Source organism: Plantibacter sp. MCCC 1A11337, assembly GCF_013349365.1.
In the GTDB taxonomy this organism is placed as follows: domain Bacteria; phylum Actinomycetota; class Actinomycetes; order Actinomycetales; family Microbacteriaceae; genus Plantibacter; species Plantibacter flavus_A.
Map to the genome: position 1 here is coordinate 575,673 of NZ_JABJWX010000003.1, position 15,771 is coordinate 591,443.

Sequence of the window (15,771 nt, forward strand, 5' to 3'; positions counted from 1 at the left end):
ACCGTGACCGACCACACTCCGCGCTTCGGAGCGAACTACACACCCTCCAAGGACTGGATGTTCCAGTGGATGGGCATCGACGCCGACGTCGTCCGCAGTGACTTCGAGGCGTTGGCCGGTCTCGGTCTCGACCACGTCAGGGTGTTCCCGCTCTGGCCGGTGCTGCAACCGAACCGGACGCTCATCCGACGCCAGGCACTAGACGACGTCGCGCTCGTGGCCGACCTCGCCGGCGAGTTCGGACTCGACATCGCCGTCGACGTCATCCAGGGGCACATGTCCGGGTTCGACTTCGTCCCGGCCTGGCTCGTCAACTGGCACGACGGCAACATGTTCGTCGACGAAGCCGCCGTCGCCGCGCAGGCCGCGCTCGTGTCCGCCGTCTACGACGCCGTGCGGGACCGCCCGAACCTCATCGGCCTGACCCTCGGCAACGAGCTCAACCAGTTCCAGCCACCGAATCCGGCCGCGATGCCCGCTGACAGCGATCAGGTCGCGCACTGGTTGACCAGACTCCTGGAGGCGCCGGTCGACCCTGATCCCCGGCACCTGCTCACGCACAGCGAGAACGATCACCTCTGGTATCGGGACGGGCATCCGTTCCTCCCGGTGCACGCCTCGCGGCTCGGCGACATCACGACCGTGCACTCCTGGATCTTCAACGGGACGGCGAAGCGCTACGGTGGCCTGTCCCCGCAGTCCGTCCGCCACGCCGAGTGGATGATCGAGCTGTCGAAGGCGTTCGCCACGGACTCGGGCCGTCAGGTGTGGCTGCAGGAGGTCGGTGCTCCGTCGATGAACCTGGCGGACACCGAGATGCCCGAGTTCGCGGCCCGGACCGTGGAAGCGGCGCTCTCCTCGCCCGGTCTCTATGGGATCACCTGGTGGTGCTCGCACGACGTCTCCCGGTCGCTCGGCGACTACAAGGACCTCGAGTACTCGCTGGGCCTGCTCGACGTGGACAACGCGGTCAAGCCGCTCGGCCGTCGCTTCGCCGAGCTCGTCGTGGACGCGCGCGGCAGCGCGCGGGACCGGGTGCTCGCACGCACGGTCGGCGTCGTCGTCGATGTGGACGAGCACGACCTCCCGATCGCTCGGGCCGACCTCGCACCGGGTGGCGTCGTGTTCGAGCGTTGGCACGAGCTGCGTGAACAGGGCGAGCCGGTTACCGTCGTGACGTCTCGGACCGCGGCGGATCCCGATTCGCTGGCGAAGCGTGGCATCACCGCCGTGCACGCCGTCCCCAGCGCAGGACCCGCGCGGTGACGGGGACCGACGACCGCGGCGCGGTCGTCGGGAGGGTCGGCTGACGGGCGTCAGCTGCGATCGCTCGCGAGCAGCCCGAAGACGACCGTGTCGGTCCACTCGCCCTTGTTCCACCAGTCCTGCCGGAGGTGGGCCTCGCGCCGCATGCCGACCCGCTCGGCGAGCCGCGCCGACGCCGTGTTCCGGCCGTCCATCTGCGCGGCGACCCGGTGCATCCCCGGCGTGCTGAACGCGAGGTCGAGGACCGCGCCGACGGCCTCGCTCGCGAACCCCTTGCCGCCGTGTGCCGGGTCGAGGACCCAACCGATCTCGGCGACGCCCCGCTCGTGGTCGGTGTACCAGAGCAGGACCTCGCCCACCGGCGCACCCTCGTGCTCGACGATGAGCGCGAGCGCACGCGACGGGCTGTCCAGGCCGGTGCGCTTGAGCCGCTCGGCGCTCTTCGTCCGCGCGACCTCCTCCGTCCACGGCTCGTCGAGGAGGTAGGTGGCGACGTCCGACCGTCCGTAGACCGCGAGCAACCAGGCCACGTCCGACGGTTCGTGCGGGCGGAGGACGAGTCGATCGGTGGACAGCGGGAAGGTCGTGGGAAGGGAGGCGCTCACGTCGATCAACGATACGAGAGAGCGCTCCGCACCGCGCAGCGGGCTTTCCGGACCGCCCACGGGTACGGCAACATGGATGGCGCCGACTCGCAGATCGTCGAAGGGGACCTCGTTCATGACCGCATCGCGCCGCAGCCGACTCGCTCTCGTCTGGGGCTCCGGCCTCCTCGTCGCCGGACTCCTCGCCGGATGCTCGGCACCGTCCAGCGGGGATCGCGACTCCGCGGCGCCGTCGTCGACCCCCACCGCCACGGCGACCGCCGATGCCGCAGACGGGCCCGCCGACTACACCGCGTTCTGCGCGGCCAACCGCGCGGCGGCGACCGCGAAGTCAGGCACCGTCGGCCAGGACCTCGAGGCCGTGCAGGCGCAGGTCACGACGATCCGCGACCTCCTGCCGCTGGACGACGTGAGCGCCGAGGTCGCAGCCGGCGCGGAGGTCTTCGCGACCTCCGCTGAGGAGACCGCCGCGATCCTCGCCGAGTTCCCGGCCGACAGCCTCGTCTCCGACGTCGGACTCGACCCGAGGTTCACCGAGTCGCAGGCCGTGCAGAGCGCCGCAACCGACCCGGACTACCAGGCGTTCATCGCCTGGACCATCCAGACCTGCGGTTTCGACACCGAGTGACCGCTCTGTCGGCCGTCACCGCGTCTGGGCGATGATCGCCTCCGCGACCGTCTGTGCACCGTCGCCGGAACTCACGGCGTAGAACGTCTCACCGACGGTGAGGTAGAGCGGCGACCGCGGACCGTCCATGCGAAGCGCGACGAACGCCGACTCGCCGTCGACCGCGCCCTCGAGGATGACCGGCTCGAGGGCCGCCGCCATGTCGGGCTGGGCTGCCAGCTCGTCGATGATCGTCGCGCCGTCGCGCACGACCAGGATGTCGGTGTACCCGAAACCCTCAGCGAAGAGTTCGCAGCTGAACGCACCGACGCGGGCGCTCGCCGCATCCTCCAGATCGCCGATCGGCTGGGCCCGTGGGTCGATGACGGTGTAGGTGGTGGTGGCCTCGCCGTACTGCAGCGCTGAGACGATCCCGGCCTCGTCCAGCCCGCCGTCGCAGCTCGCGTCGCCCTCGCGTGGCGCGAGCGCAGGCCAGGCGAGCTGAGCCTCGGAGGCGGGCTCCACCGTCGAGAAGGTGGTCTCCGCCGCCGAGGTGAGGTTGTCGAGGACCTCGCCCGACGGCGCGCCGTCGAACCGGCTGCCGGTCGAGGTCAGCCCGGAGGCGGTGATCGACAGCTCGACCCAGGCCGAGCCGACGGGGGCGGACACGCGCCATCCGGTCTCGCCCGACGAGGTGGTCGCCTCGACACCGGCGATCGTCCTCGTGTCTTCGGACGGTGTGTCGCCGGTGTAGGGCGGTGCCCAGTCGTCGGCAGCGCCCGGCAGGATCTCGATCGAGAGGTAGGCCCAGTCGCCCGCTCCATCGCCGATCATCTGCTGTCCGGCGCCCACCCGCCAGGAGCAGGCGAGCCCGCCGGCCGCCGTCAGGACGGCCAGATCCACGGCGTCGGACGGCTGCACGGCCTCGACGACGTCAGCCGGTTCAGCAGCGAGGACGCCGGCGACGGTGTCGAGCGATGCGAGGTCGCTGCATGCGAGGAGGTCGGTCGACTCCGGGGTGCTCGGTGCATCGGAGGTCGGCGACGCGTTCGGCGTCGCGGATGACGCGCACGCCGATGCCGACAGCGCCACCATCACGGCGAGTCCCGCACTGATCCCGACCGAACGCATCCCCGCACCCCTGATCCCCATGCGCCGAGACTATCGGTGGCGCGCGTCGTCCGCTTCCGCGGGAGGATGGAACCGGCGTCGTGTGGATGCCATCACCGAACCGAGGAGTTCTCCGTGACCACGACCCGTCGCGCCCTGATCCTGATCGACGTCCAGCAGGAGTACTTCGCCGGTCCGCTCGCGATCCAGTACCCGCCGCGCGACGAGTCGATCCTGCGGATCGCGGACGCCATCGACGCGGCGACGACGGCCGGAGTCCCCGTCGTGGTCGTCCAGCACTCATCCGGCAGCGGGGCCCCGGTCTTCGATCCGGACACGAGTGCGTTCGAGCTGCACCCCGAGGTCGCCCGCCGGGTGCAGCCGTCCTGGAAGGGCGTCGTGAAGCAGTACGGTTCGGTCTTCGCCGGGACCGAGCTCGAGGCGTGGCTGCGCGAGCAGGGCGTCGACACCGTCACGCTCGTCGGGTACATGACCAACAACTGCGTCATCGCCTCGGCAGCAGGCGCCGAAGAACTCGGTATCGACGTCGAGGTGCTCTCCGACGCGACCGGAGCCATCAACCTCGAGAACGCGGCCGGGTCCGTCGACGCGAAGACGGTGCACACGACCCTCATGGCGCTGCTCGATTCGAACTTCGCCGCCGTGGCGACGACGGCGTCCTGGACACAGGCCCTCACGGACGGCACGGCGTTGCCGAAGGACGACCTGGTGTCCTCCGCCACGCGCGCCGCCGGTCGCGACTAGCCTCCCGCCGCCGATCAGTCGGTGACGGCGACGTCCCGGAGGTCGAGGTGCTCGCTGACGAAGTCGGTGGGGAAGCCGGTGACGCCGTCGCGCACGACGGTGAGGGTGATCCCGGTGTAGAGCCAGTCCGCGGCGTGGTCCTTCGAGACCAGCGCGGCGGCTTCGCGGAGTCGTTCGTCGGCGACCTTCGGGTCGATCGCGGCCTTCGCCTCGGCGACCAACGACTGCACCGCCGGGTTGTCGTATCCGAAGTAGTAGTCCGGGTCCGCCCAGTGCTGGATGTCGCGTGCCTCGACGTGGTTCACGAGACTGAGGTCGTAGTCGTGGTTGGTGTAGACGTCGTTCAACCACGTGGGGAACTCGACGCTGTCGACCGTCAGGGTGACGCCGACGGCCTTGAACTGCGACACCAGGACATTGGTCGCGGCGGTGCCGTAGTGGTTCGGGACGGTGAGCGTGAGCGCGAGGTCCTCCTGGCCGGCCTGCGCGAGGAGCGCCTTCGCCGCGTCCGGGTCGTAGCCCACGACGTCACTGAGGTCCTCGTAGCCGGGGTCGAGCTCCGGGATCGGTCCGTACTGCAGGGCCGCGGCGCCACCGACCGCTTCGACGATGGCGGCGTGGTCGATCGCCGTCCGGAGGGCTTGGCGGACGAGGGGGTCGTTCAGGGGCGCGCGCTGGTTGTTGAAGGCGAGGGTGTACTTGTCGGTCGTCTTCCCCTCGACGATCGTCAGGCCGTCGGCACGCTCGACCTGGTCTCGCAGGTTCGCGTCGAGACCGATCTGCACGTCGACCTCGCCCGCGAGGGTCGCGTTGACGGCCGAGGACGCATCGGGGATGTAGCTGAAGACGACCTCCTGGACCTTCGGAGCGTCACCCCAGTAGTCGTCGTTCCGCTCGACGGTGATGCTGTCGCCCTGCTTCCACGATGTGAGCGTGAACGGCCCGGTGCCGTTCGCCGTCGTCGACAGGTCGTTGTCCGCCCCGGCCCGGAGGATGAGCCCCGCACGACCCGTCAGCGCCCACAGCAGGTCGGAGTCGGGGGAGCTGAGCTGCAGCCGGACGGTGCGGTCGTCGACCGCCGTGATGCTCTGGAGCTGCTCCAGGTCGAGGTGGTCGACGAACGCCTCGTTCTGCTGGACCTGCGTGAGCGAGTCGACCACGTCGGCGGTGGTGAGCGGAGCACCGTCATGGAAGGTCACGCCGTCACGGAGAACGAAGGTGTAGGTGAGCCCGTCGGCGCTGACCTCGTGGCGCTCGGCGAGGGTGTCGACGATCTCGTTGTCCGTCGTGCGCGAGACCAGCCCCTGGTAGACGTTGTCGATGAGGACCTGCTCGAGTGCGACGCCGGCGGTCGTGCGGATGTTCAGGTCCGAGGGCTCGAGGACGAGGCCCACGCGGAGTGTCGCGTCGGTGTCCGCGGTCGGCGTCGTCGCCGGGCCGGCGCAGCCCGTGAGGACGAGGAGGGAACCGGTGGCCGCGATCACGGCGGTGAGCAGGTGACGACGCAGTCGATGACGGGGCATGGGGAACATTCTCGCGGATCCCGGCACCGGTCCGAGACGGTCGGCCCGAGCCGGGTCAGTCCGAGGCGTCGTCCGACAGCGAACCGCTGATGACCGCGAGCGTCGCCGACTGGGCGCGCTGCGCACGATCGCCCCGCCGGCCCACGAGCAGGCCGACCACGGATTCCGTCACGAGCATGATGGCCGCCCGGGAGGTGTGCACGAGTTCGTCCCGGAAGGTCGCGTCGATGGGAGCGACCACGAGCGCGACGTCGGCGAGTTCGGCGACGGCCGAGCGCGGGAACGAGGTGATCGCGAGGACGGTCGCGCCACTCGCTCGAGCTGCCGCGGCCACGTCGACGGACGCCCGGTTCGCGCCCGAGCCCGACAGGACCAGACACGCCGCGCCCGGGCCGAGGTGGGTGGCCGCGATCTGCTGCCCGAGCGTGTCGGGCAGGTACTCGGCCGGCCGGCCTGCGGAGATGAGCCGCATCGCCAGATCGGAACCGAGCGGTGAGGAGAGGCCGTTCGCCGCGATGAGCAGTCTCGGCGCCTCGTCGAGCACGCGGACGAACCGTTCGAGCGTCTCCTCCGTCATCGCCGACGTCGTCTGGCCGAGGCGACCGGCGAAGTGGTCGATGGCCCCGCGGAGGGTGCCGAGCATCGTGTCGTCGCCGTCGTCGCGGGCGGTCGGTGTCCCGAGCGCGACCTCGCGGGTGAGGGCGACCCGCAGCTGCGGGTAGCCCTCGTACCCGAGCGACTGCGCGGTGCGGATGACCGTGGCGCGGCCGACACCGGCGAGGTCGGCGACCTCCTGGGCGGTGCGCTCGATGCTCGCCTCGATGTCCTCGGCCACCGTCTCGGCCACCCGGCGTTCGCTGGGTTGGAGCGATGGCGCGAGCATCGCGATCCTGGCCGTCGGCGGGGCGTCAGCGGACCCTGTCCACATTGCGGCTCCTCGTCGTGCGGGCGGGAAGGGCGGTACGGGTGGTGCGGGCGATGCCGGGGCCCCGGGTGATCCTGCGTCGGATGGCACCCGAGATCGCGTCCATCGTCATGGTCACGACGACCACCACGATCAGCAGCATCCCGACTGTATCCCACTGGCGATAGTTGGTGTAGTTCGCCAGCATGCTGCCGATCCCGCCTGCGCCGACGAGCCCGAGGACCGCCGAGGTGCGGATGTTGATCTCGAACCGGTAGAGCGCGAGCGACAGCAGTGCCGGTGCGGCGGCGGGCCAGAGCGCCCAGCGCGTCACCTCGGCGGTACCGCCTCCGGCAGCGCGGACGGCCTCCGAAGCGCCCTCCTGCACGGACTCGATCGTCTCGTAGACCCATTTCCCCTGGGTGCCGATGCCGGCGATCCCGAGCGCCAGCGCACCCGTGAACGGGGTGAGTCCGGTGATCGTGAGCAGGATGAGGGCGATGATCACCTCCGGGACCGCGCGGATCACGGCGAACACCCCGCGCAGCGGCAGCCGCAGCCAGACCGGACCGACCGACCCGGCGGCGAGCATGCCGAGCGGGATCGAGACGAGGACGCAGAGGATCGCGCCGATCCAGGCCATCGAGATCGACCGCCACATCTCGGTGAGGGCCCGCGGGAGCTTCTCCCAGTTCGGGCTCTCGAACATGAGCCCGCCGAAGTGCACGAGCTGCGCCGGGACGGTCCCGAGGTCGCGCCAGTCGATCGGCAAGCCGGCGGTCGCGGCGATGACGACGATCCCGACGGCGACGGCCGCGAGGGTCGGGACGAGCCGCGAGGGACGGCGGGGGAGCAAGCTGTTCGGATCGTTCGCGGTCATACGAGTCGCCTCCGCAACAGGTTGGACGCGACCTCGATGAGGACGACCACGACGAGGATCTCGAGGACGATGACCGAGACGTCGTCGTAGGCGTAGAACGCCCGCCGCTCGTCGAGCAGCCGACCGATGCCGCCGGCGCCCACGATGCCGAGGATGGCGGAGATGCGGACGTTGAGCTCCAGGGTGTACAGCCACTGGTTCGCGAACAGCGGCCAGACCTGCGGGAGGACGGTGACGCGGTTGATCTGCGTCTGCGTCCCACCGGCGGCCTTGCCGGCCTCGATGTAGGGGTGGTCGGCCGAGTCGATCGCCTCGGAGACGAGTTTGACGATGATGCCGAGGTCGAAGAGGAAAAGCGTCAGGAGGCCGGGCAGCGCACCGACGCCGACCATGGCGACGAGGATGGTCGCGTAGACGAGGTCGGGCACCGCTCGGACGACGTTGACGATCGCGCGCAGGATGCGACGCGACAGGCCGTTCGGGTTCGTCGGGGCCGCCGCCCACAGCGTCAGCGGGACGGACAGCAGCGCGGCGGCCACCGCACCCACGAGCGCCATCTGCAGCGTCTCGAGCATCGGTTGCACCGTCCGTGGCGGGAAGGCGACGTCGGGTTGGAAGAGCTGGAGGAGCAGACCGGAGCCGTTGTCCCAGTGGGAGATGAGCGCGCCGAAGTCGAGCTGTACGCCGCCGATCGCCGGGAGGCAGGTGGCGATCGTGAAGGCGGCCACGGCCCCGATGATGAGCGCGGTCCGCAGCCGGGTGCTCGGCCTGGGCGGCAGCTGCCAGTCGGTCCCGGGCGGCAGCTGCACGTCGGTCCTGGTCGCCGTCATCGGTCCAGCCGATCGTCGGGCTGGATGGGACGACCGTAGATGCGCTCGAAGTCCGCCTCGGTCGCGTCGGCTGCGGAGCCGTCATAGACGAGTTCGCCGTCGCGGAGCCCGATCAAGCGGGCCGTGTAGGTGCGAGCGAGGTCCATGAGGTGGATGTTCACGAGCACCGTGAGACCCGTCTCGGTGTTCACCCGGCGCAGGTCGTTCATCACCGTGTGCGCGGTCGGCGGGTCGAGACTCGCGACGGGCTCGTCGGCGAGCATGACGCTCGGCTGCTGCGTGAGGGCGCGGGCGATCGCGACGCGCTGTTTCTGCCCGCCGGAGAGTTGCGCCGCGCGGGTCCAGACCTTGTCGAGCATGCCGACCGACTGGAGCGAGCGCAGGGCGAGCTCCCGGTCGGCGGCGGTCGTCAGGCCGAGGAGGTTCCGGTACGTCGGGGTGCCGGCGAACCGGCCGACGAGCACGTTGCGGTACACGCTCGTCCGGTCGGCCAGGTTGAAGCCCTGGAAGATCATGCCGACGTGCCCGCGCAGCCGACGGAGCTGCCTGCCGCGCAGACCGGTGACGGTGTGCGGCCCGACGGCGACGGTCCCGCTCGTCGCCGGCACGAGGCCGTTGATCGTGCGGATGAGCGTCGACTTGCCGGAGCCGGAGAGCCCCACGACGGAGACCATCTCCCCGGCGGCGATGTCGAGAGAGACGTTGCGGAGCGCCTTCGTGCCGTTCGGGTAGGTGACCGAGACGTCGTCGAGACGGATGGACCACGACGCGGAGGCCGCGAGCTGGGCTCGGGCCTCCGCGCGATGCTGATCAGTGTTCATGCACCGGATTCCTGGAGAGGGTCGATCGGTTGAAGCGGGTCAGTTCGAGAACTGGTCGAGGATCTCGCCGTAGCGGGTGATCTCGTCCGGTGCGGTCTTGTCGGTCCAGCCGGAGAGGCCGACGAGGTCGAACATGACCTGCTTCGCCGCATCGGAGGAGTCCGCGTAGCCCGCCATGAGCTTGGTGAGCTGCTTCGTGAGGTCGGCCGGGAGCGACTTCGAGACCGCGACGCCGCCGTTGGGGATCATCTCGGTGTAGGCGAACGCGACGACCTTGTCGGCGACGTCGGGCGCCTCCTTGAGGACGGTCGTCCGCGCGTCCCAGTAGCCGAACGAGACCTCGGCGTCGCCGTTGTAGACGGAGAGGACCGCGTTGTTGTTGCCCTCGACCGGCACCTGGGTGATGTCGGCGTCCGTGTCGATGCCGGCGTCACGCATGGCGACCACGGGGTACTGGTACCCGGCGGGCGAGGTCGCGGCCTGCAGGGCGACCTTGGTGCCCTTCGAGATCTTGTCGAGGGCCTTCAGCGCGGCCGGCCCGGAGCCGGTCGCAGCGTCGGCGCCGGGCTCGATGCCGTTGCAGTACGAGAGCGGGGTGTCGCTCGCCGCGTAGGTGACCATGACCGGAGCCTCGGCGCAGTACTTGTCGGGGTTGTTCGTGTAGGCGACCGACGCGTACGAGGTGGCCCCGAAGCGGACGTCGCGCAGGACGAGGTTCGCGTCGTAGCGCTCGGTCGCGTTGTAGAGCGAGCCGGCGTCGGTGATGATGACCTGTGCCTGGTCGCTGCCGAGGGCCTCGACGGTCGCGGCGTAGTCGGTCGCGACGACGCCGTTGACCTCGATGCCGAGGTTCTCCGAGAGATAGCTGGTGAGCGGGTCGAGTGCTTCGGCGAGGTCCTCGCCCTCCACCGACGGCACGAGCGAGATGGTGATGGAGTCGGGCCAGGACGCCGTGCCTGTGGCCGACGGGGAGGAGGCGGCGGGGCTGCAGCCGGCGAGGGCGAGGGCGGCGACGGCCGCGACGCCGGTGAGGAGCAGGGTCTTACGCATGTTCGGGATGCCTTTCGAGGGTGGAGGGTGATCAGGAGGCGGACGGAGCGGGACTGGAGGTCGGGGAGGCGTCGGGGAGGCGCGATGCGGCTGCGGCCCACGCGATGATCTGGTCGTACAGGTCGGCGAGCGAGCGCCCACGCATCGTGGCGGTGGCCGTCGAGCGCTCGAAGGTCGCGCCGACGAGGGCGGTGTCGGCACCCAGTTCGGCGGCGGGAGCGAGGTCGTTCTCGACGATGTCGCCGACGGCGAGGACGGGGCCGGCGGCGAGCGCGTCGCGGATGAGCGGGACGAGGCCTGCCGGCTTCCCGACGGTGAAGTGCACGGCGTCGAACGCCTCGGCGACGCCCCAGGACTGGAGGAGGGCCGTGATGCCGTCGCCGGGGGCGTTCGTGGCCAGGACGAGTCGGGCCTGGGCGCCCAGCGTCTCGAGGAATGCGCGCAGGCCCTCGGGGGAGTCGACCGCCGCCTCGCTCGAGCCGAGCAGAGCGCGCGACTGGTCGTAGGACGCGCCGATGACGTCGGCACCGACGCCGGCTTCGCGGGCGATCCGGGTCACGGCGTCGTAGCCGTCGCGGGCGTCGGTCTCGCCGTTCGAGAACGCGGCGAGGGCGGCCTCGGCGCGCATCGCGAACTCGGAATCGCCGGTGCGCTCGGCGATGGCGCGGGCGAAGGCCGTGATCGGCCCGTCGCCGAGGGCGAGGGTGCCGTCGAAATCGAAGAGGATGGTGGGGGCCACAGGCGCTCCTTCTGAGCGTTTCGTTCACACGGCCGCTCCTGCGGACGCTGCGTCCATCATGGATGGCGAGTGTGGACGCAATCACCATGGTGGGTGAACGGCGGGTGAATTCACCGACGCACGAGCCGCCTATGCTGTGGTGCTGTGATGATGACGGAGCTCGCGCGACGAGCAGAGACCGAACCCTCGACCGTGCTCGAGGAGCACTCCTGGTTGGGTGCGGCGATCGACGACGACACGGCGGACGGCCGGTTCGCCTCCTGGGGTGCGTCGACCGTCATCGACGAGCACACGGGTGGGCCGGTGATCCCTCGTGCGCTCTTCGAGGCGCTCCATGCGCGCGCTGGCCTCACCGCGGTCTGGCCGGTCGGGAACGCCGGGCTTCTCCACGTCTACGGCTACCTGCTCTCGGCGGTCCCGACGCCGTACGGGTTGAAACGCGACCGCTGGCTGGACGGAACGCTCGCGCGTGCGTTCGGGCTCCCCGACGACGAGTTCGTCCCGTGGGCCCGTGCGTCGTCCCTGCTGTCGCGGGTGACGGCGGCCGCGCAGGGCCTGCTCGCACGACCGGCACGGACTGCCGACGGCCCGTCCGGTCGGATGCGTCTGGCGCTCGGCGAGCCGACGGAGACCGACGCCGTCGCGCTCGTGTACGGCATCGACGAGCGCCTGATCACGACCTTCCCGGTCGCCTCCGGAGCAGCGGTGCTGGAGGAGTGGGACGCCGACCCCGACCGCCCCCGGTGGAACGCTGCTGTCGAACGTTGATCCGGATCAGGCGTCGGAGGATCCTCGGCGGGCGTCGCCGCGACGCACGGATCGCACGCCGGAACGGCGGAGGCACCCGGCGACGAGACCGGCCAGCTCCATGGCGAGGACGTAGCTCACGACGCGGACCGCGAGCAGCACGATGACGAGCGCCGGCGAGACGAGGTCGGGTGAGATCACCGCGAACGACAGCGCCCAGATCGCGACGCCGCCGACCGCCGCCGCAAGCCAGGTCGTCACGCGGGCGGGGAGACGGCGGCGGGCGAGCACCAGGTCGATCGCCGCTGCCGGAACGACGAGCGCGACGATGATCGCCGGGCCGAGGGCCGTGACGGGCAGTGCGAGGAGCCCGGTGACGGCTGCGGTGAGCGCCGTCGCACCGGGGACGCCCGTCCAGCGCCTGGCGAGCATCGGCATCACCATCGTGACGGCGGCGATCGCGGCGTAGAGCACCGGGTTGAGCACCGCGGCGGTCGAGGTCAGCGGGCTGACGAGGAAGAGGATGACGGCACCGACGGCGCCGAAGGCCGCACAGCGCAGCAGGGTCGTGGTGGTCGCGGATCTCATGGCCTCAACAGGGTAGTGGTGGTGGAAGTACGACGGGCGGGCCGAGCCCGAAGGCTCGACCCGCCCGATCGGTCAGGTCCGGGTCAGCGCCCGGTGACGAGGCGGCGTCGGATGACGAGCCCGGTACCGAGCAGCAGCAGGACCGCCGCCCCGACCACCAGCGGTGCGATGGTCGTTCCGGTCGAGGCGAGCACCGGACCCGGCGTGCTCACGGTGGCCGTGGACGGGTCGGAGGTGAACGACTCGCCGCCCGGCGTCACGCCGGTCCCGAAGGCGGTGTTGCGGATCGAGCCCGCGTTCAGGTCCGCCTGGGTGACCGTGTAGGTCGCGGTGCAGACGACCTGGAGCCCGGGGGCGAGGAGCGCCGTGCCCGTCGGGCAGGTGATCGCGGAGAGCGTCCCGGTACCGGTGAAGTCACCTTCCTGGACCGCGACGTCACGCAGCGTGACGTTGCCGGTGTTCGTCACCTGGAACGAGTAGGTGATGACCTGTCCCGCAGTCGTGGCCCGCTCGACGTCGGCCGTCTTGACCACCGAGAGACCGGGGACGGGCGGCGACGGGATCGTGACCTCGGACGGCGGCGAGACCGGCGGGACACCGTTCACGCTGTTCGGCGGCGTCGCCGTCGCGGTCGCCGAGTTCGTGATCAGGCCCGCGTCGACGTCGGCCTGCACGACCGTGTAGGTGGCCTCGCAGGTGATCGTCGCGCCCGGCGCCAACGAAGCGGCTTCGGCCGGGCAGACGACGTCGGACAGCTCGCCGGCGCCGGAGAACTCCCCTTCCACCACCGTCGGGTTCGTCAGCGTGACGTTCCCGGTGTTGGTGAGGAGGAAGGAGTAGGTGACGACCTGGCCGACCGCGAGGCCGCCCTGGGCCACTGCATCGGCCGACTTCACGACCGTGATGGCGGGTGTCGCCGGGAACACGACCGTGGTCTCCGACGGCGGCGAGACCGGGGGCGTGCCACCGTTCGGCGGGGTGCCGGTCGCGGTCGCGCTGTTCGTGACCGATCCCGCGTCGACGTCGGCCTGGGTCACCGTGTAGGTGGCCTCGCAGGTGACGGTCGCAGCCGGGGCGAGCGAGCCTGCCGCGGGCGGGCAGACGACCTGGGACAGCTCACCGGTCCCGGTGAACTCGCCCTCGACGACCGAGGCGTCGGCGAGCGTGACGTTCCCGGTGTTGGTGACGAGGAACGAGTAGGTGACGTCCTCGCCGGCGTTCGCGACCGTGGTCGGCGTCGCGGACTTCGCCACCGTGATGGCGGGCGCTGCCGGGAACGCAACCGTGGTCTCCGACGGCGGTGAGACCGGGGGAGTGCCGCCTGCCGGCGGGGTGCCGGTCGCGGTCGCCGAGTTGGTCACGGAGCCGGCGTCGACGTCGGCCTGCGTGACCGTGTAGCTCGCTTCGCAGGTGACGGTCGCCGCCGGGGCGAGCGAGCCGGCTGCGGCTGGGCACACCACGTCGGAGAGCTCGCCGGTGCCGGTGAACTCGCCCTCGACGATCGAGACGTCGGTCAGGGTGACGTTGCCGGTGTTGGTGACGAGGAACGAGTAGGTGACGTCCTCGCCGGCGTTCGCGCCCGTGGTCGGCTTCGCCGACTTCGCGACAGTGAGCGCCGGGGCCTGGGCCACGCCCGGGATGGTGACCTCGGACGGCGGTGAGACCGGCGGCCGGCCCTGCGGCGGTGTCCCGGTCGCGGTGGCCGAGTTGGAGACGGTACCGGCGTCGATGTCGGCCTGCGTCATCGTGTACGTGGCTTCGCAGGTCACCGCCGCCGCGGGTGCGAGCGTCGCCGCTGCCGGCGGGCAGACGACGTCGGAGAGTTCACCGGTCCCGGTGAACGTGCCCTCGTCGACCTGGACGTCGGTGAGCGGGACGTTGCCGGTGTTGGTGACGAGGAAGGAGTAGGTGATCTCGTCGCCGACGGCGTACTCCGCCGCAACTGGGGACGCGGACTTCACGACGGTGATCGCGGGAGCCTGCGGCACGAACTCGACCGTGGCGTCGGCCGGCGGGTTGAGGCCCACGCTCGTGATGTTGTCGGGCCCGTTCGTGAACGTCCCGGCGACGGGCGACGTGACCTCGACGGTCACGGCGCAGGAGGTCATGCCCTGGCTGAGGTTCCCGGTGACGTCGATCGACGAGCCGCCCTCGGGCGCGGTGACGACACCCGACGGGCAGGTGGTCGACGCGTCGCCGTCGGCGATCGTCAGGCCGGCGGGCAGCGCATCCGTGAAGGACCAGCCGTTCTTCGCCGCGAGTTCGTCGGTGTTGGTGATCGTGAGGGTCAGCGTGGACGTCTCACCGGCGACGACGCTCGCCGGGCTGAACGACTTGTCCAACTGCGGGGAGACGTCGAGCACCTGGATGTTGTCGAAGGCGTGGTCGTTGCCGGCCGTGCCGCCACCGGTCAGGTTGCGGGCGACGATGCCGACGGTCGCCCCGGGGAGCAGGACCGCTCCCGGCGAGACGTAGGTGCCGACACGGACGTTCTCGGCCCCGGCCGCGCCGGTGGCCGGTGCGGTGACGGACCGGGAGCCGGCTGCGGTACAGCCGTTGACGGCCCCGACGGAGTGCGCGCCGCCCTGGTCGTCGGTGAGGAAGAACTCGAGGACGGGCTGCTGCGACGCGTTGCAGGACACCGCGGCGAGATCCACCGAGGTCGTGAGGTACCGGCCGGCGCTCGTGAGCGCGATCGGGTCGACGGTCGCGAACTCGACCGCGTTCGGCGGGTTCATCGTGAGGGTCTGCTGCGAGGTCCAGGCACTCACGGAGTGGTTGGCCGTGTCGCCGGCGCCGAGGGCCCAGGCGAGCTGCCGCGTGCGCCCTTCACCGGACGCCGACGCCGCGAGGCACTGCGGCTCCGCGGACGAGGCGAAGCTCGTGATGTTCCCGTTGCACTGGGTGTGGTCGCGCCAGGAGGCGTCCGCGGTGTACCGCGTGCCGTCGGCTCCGACGTAGTCCTCGAGGTACGTCGGCGACGTCACGCCGTTCTCGAAGTCCTCGGAGTAGACCACCGAGCCCGACTGCGGGGTCCCCGGCGTCCCCGGTACCGCCTGCGCGCTCGAGCCGACCCCGACGAGCGAGAGCGCCGACAGGACGGTCACCCCGATGATCCCCATGGTCGCGCGACCGGCGGACGGTGCCCCCCACCGGTTCCGCCACCGAGCGCGGTGACTCCTTCGACCCGTGTGCTGCTGCATGTGTGTCGCCTTCCCCGTGAAGCGGCGGTGCGCCCGCCGAAAACCTGGCCCCAGCTGCGGGGCCGAGGATCAGTAGAGCGGCAACCCCGACGCGGTCCGGGCGGATCGGCCAAAGACCACCCCGCATCCTGCC

15 protein-coding genes are annotated in these 15,771 nt (G+C 70.9%); 4 read left to right on the forward strand and 11 right to left on the reverse strand.

The window, feature by feature from the left end:
* The first annotated feature begins 3 nt into the window (after positions 1-3).
* A complete protein-coding gene (locus HOW07_RS14350) occupies positions 4-1,266 on the forward strand; it encodes a glycosyl hydrolase (protein ID WP_371743688.1) in 1,263 nt (420 codons plus the stop codon).
* A gap of 50 nt (positions 1,267-1,316) precedes the next feature.
* Here HOW07_RS14350 and HOW07_RS14355 read toward each other — a convergent pair whose 3' ends face one another.
* Complete coding sequence (locus HOW07_RS14355; RefSeq protein ID WP_371743689.1) at positions 1,317-1,871, reverse strand: GNAT family N-acetyltransferase; 555 nt, start codon at positions 1,869-1,871, stop codon at positions 1,317-1,319.
* A 115-nt stretch (positions 1,872-1,986) separates the two neighbouring features.
* On the opposite strand from HOW07_RS14355, the gene HOW07_RS14360 reads away from it, so the two are divergent.
* Positions 1,987-2,499, forward strand: a complete 513-nt coding sequence (locus HOW07_RS14360) for a hypothetical protein (protein WP_121293984.1) — start codon at positions 1,987-1,989, stop codon at positions 2,497-2,499.
* A 15-nt stretch (positions 2,500-2,514) separates the two neighbouring features.
* On the opposite strand, the gene HOW07_RS14365 is transcribed toward HOW07_RS14360, so the two are convergent.
* Entirely contained in the window at positions 2,515-3,609 is a 1,095-nt protein-coding gene (locus HOW07_RS14365) for a hypothetical protein (RefSeq protein WP_121293985.1), read from the reverse strand.
* A 114-nt stretch (positions 3,610-3,723) separates the two neighbouring features.
* Here HOW07_RS14365 and HOW07_RS14370 point away from each other — a divergent pair, with 114 nt between their 5' ends.
* Positions 3,724-4,353, forward strand: coding sequence for an isochorismatase family protein (locus HOW07_RS14370; protein ID WP_175117576.1), 630 nt, complete (start codon positions 3,724-3,726; stop codon positions 4,351-4,353).
* 14 nt (positions 4,354-4,367) lie between these two features.
* Here HOW07_RS14370 and HOW07_RS14375 read toward each other — a convergent pair whose 3' ends face one another.
* From HOW07_RS14375 to HOW07_RS14405, 7 genes are read right to left on the reverse strand one after another with little or no spacing between them, the layout of a single operon-like run.
* Positions 4,368-5,876, reverse strand: a complete 1,509-nt coding sequence (locus HOW07_RS14375; protein ID WP_175117577.1) for an ABC transporter substrate-binding protein — start codon at positions 5,874-5,876, stop codon at positions 4,368-4,370.
* 55 nt (positions 5,877-5,931) lie between these two features.
* Positions 5,932-6,804: a MurR/RpiR family transcriptional regulator gene (locus tag HOW07_RS14380; protein WP_121293987.1), complete on the reverse strand. Its 873-nt coding sequence runs from the start codon at positions 6,802-6,804 to the stop codon at positions 5,932-5,934.
* Entirely contained in the window at positions 6,785-7,660 is an 876-nt protein-coding gene (phnE, locus tag HOW07_RS14385) for a phosphonate ABC transporter, permease protein PhnE (protein ID WP_175117578.1), read from the reverse strand. Before phnE (HOW07_RS14385) ends, HOW07_RS14380 begins: the two co-directional genes overlap by 20 nt.
* On the reverse strand, positions 7,657-8,490 hold the full coding sequence (gene phnE / locus HOW07_RS14390) for a phosphonate ABC transporter, permease protein PhnE (RefSeq protein ID WP_175117579.1): 834 nt from the start codon (positions 8,488-8,490) through the stop codon (positions 7,657-7,659). Before phnE (HOW07_RS14390) ends, phnE (HOW07_RS14385) begins: the two co-directional genes overlap by 4 nt.
* On the reverse strand, positions 8,487-9,311 hold the full coding sequence (gene phnC / locus HOW07_RS14395; protein WP_175117580.1) for a phosphonate ABC transporter ATP-binding protein: 825 nt from the start codon (positions 9,309-9,311) through the stop codon (positions 8,487-8,489). The genes phnE (HOW07_RS14390) and phnC overlap by 4 nt, the downstream gene beginning before the upstream one ends.
* A 39-nt stretch (positions 9,312-9,350) precedes the next feature.
* A complete protein-coding gene (gene phnD / locus HOW07_RS14400) occupies positions 9,351-10,361 on the reverse strand; it encodes a phosphate/phosphite/phosphonate ABC transporter substrate-binding protein (RefSeq protein WP_121293990.1) in 1,011 nt (336 codons plus the stop codon).
* Between the two features lie 31 nt (positions 10,362-10,392).
* Entirely contained in the window at positions 10,393-11,100 is a 708-nt protein-coding gene (locus HOW07_RS14405) for an HAD family hydrolase (protein ID WP_175117581.1), read from the reverse strand.
* Between the two features lie 150 nt (positions 11,101-11,250).
* Between HOW07_RS14405 and HOW07_RS14410 the strand changes: the two genes are divergently transcribed.
* Positions 11,251-11,868 (forward strand): amino acid deaminase, encoded by a 618-nt coding sequence (locus tag HOW07_RS14410; RefSeq protein ID WP_175117582.1) that lies wholly within the window; start codon positions 11,251-11,253, stop codon positions 11,866-11,868.
* Between the two features lie 6 nt (positions 11,869-11,874).
* On the opposite strand, the gene HOW07_RS14415 is transcribed toward HOW07_RS14410, so the two are convergent.
* Together HOW07_RS14415 and HOW07_RS14420 are read right to left on the reverse strand one after the other, a co-directional pair.
* Complete coding sequence (locus HOW07_RS14415) at positions 11,875-12,435, reverse strand: hypothetical protein (protein ID WP_175117583.1); 561 nt, start codon at positions 12,433-12,435, stop codon at positions 11,875-11,877.
* A gap of 83 nt (positions 12,436-12,518) precedes the next feature.
* Positions 12,519-15,638, reverse strand: coding sequence for a DUF11 domain-containing protein (locus HOW07_RS14420; protein ID WP_175117584.1), 3,120 nt, complete (start codon positions 15,636-15,638; stop codon positions 12,519-12,521).
* Positions 15,639-15,771 lie beyond the last annotated feature (133 nt).

What these genes read in the sequence shown, in the direction of transcription:
- HOW07_RS14410 (WP_175117582.1), top strand. Translation starts at nt 11,251, where the DNA reads ATGACGGAGCTCGCGCGACGAGCAGAGACCGAACCCTCGACCGTGCTC.
- HOW07_RS14365 (WP_121293985.1), bottom strand. Translation starts at nt 3,609, where the DNA reads ATGCGTTCGGTCGGGATCAGTGCGGGACTCGCCGTGATGGTGGCGCTG.
- HOW07_RS14420 (WP_175117584.1), bottom strand. Translation starts at nt 15,638, where the DNA reads ATGCAGCAGCACACGGGTCGAAGGAGTCACCGCGCTCGGTGGCGGAAC.
- HOW07_RS14380 (WP_121293987.1), bottom strand. Translation starts at nt 6,804, where the DNA reads ATGTGGACAGGGTCCGCTGACGCCCCGCCGACGGCCAGGATCGCGATG.
- phnE (WP_175117578.1), bottom strand. Translation starts at nt 7,660, where the DNA reads ATGACCGCGAACGATCCGAACAGCTTGCTCCCCCGCCGTCCCTCGCGG.
- phnC (WP_175117580.1), bottom strand. Translation starts at nt 9,311, where the DNA reads ATGAACACTGATCAGCATCGCGCGGAGGCCCGAGCCCAGCTCGCGGCC.
- phnD (WP_121293990.1), bottom strand. Translation starts at nt 10,361, where the DNA reads ATGCGTAAGACCCTGCTCCTCACCGGCGTCGCGGCCGTCGCCGCCCTC.
- HOW07_RS14375 (WP_175117577.1), bottom strand. Translation starts at nt 5,876, where the DNA reads ATGCCCCGTCATCGACTGCGTCGTCACCTGCTCACCGCCGTGATCGCG.
- phnE (WP_175117579.1), bottom strand. Translation starts at nt 8,490, where the DNA reads ATGACGGCGACCAGGACCGACGTGCAGCTGCCGCCCGGGACCGACTGG.
- HOW07_RS14415 (WP_175117583.1), bottom strand. Translation starts at nt 12,435, where the DNA reads ATGAGATCCGCGACCACCACGACCCTGCTGCGCTGTGCGGCCTTCGGC.
- HOW07_RS14360 (WP_121293984.1), top strand. Translation starts at nt 1,987, where the DNA reads ATGACCGCATCGCGCCGCAGCCGACTCGCTCTCGTCTGGGGCTCCGGC.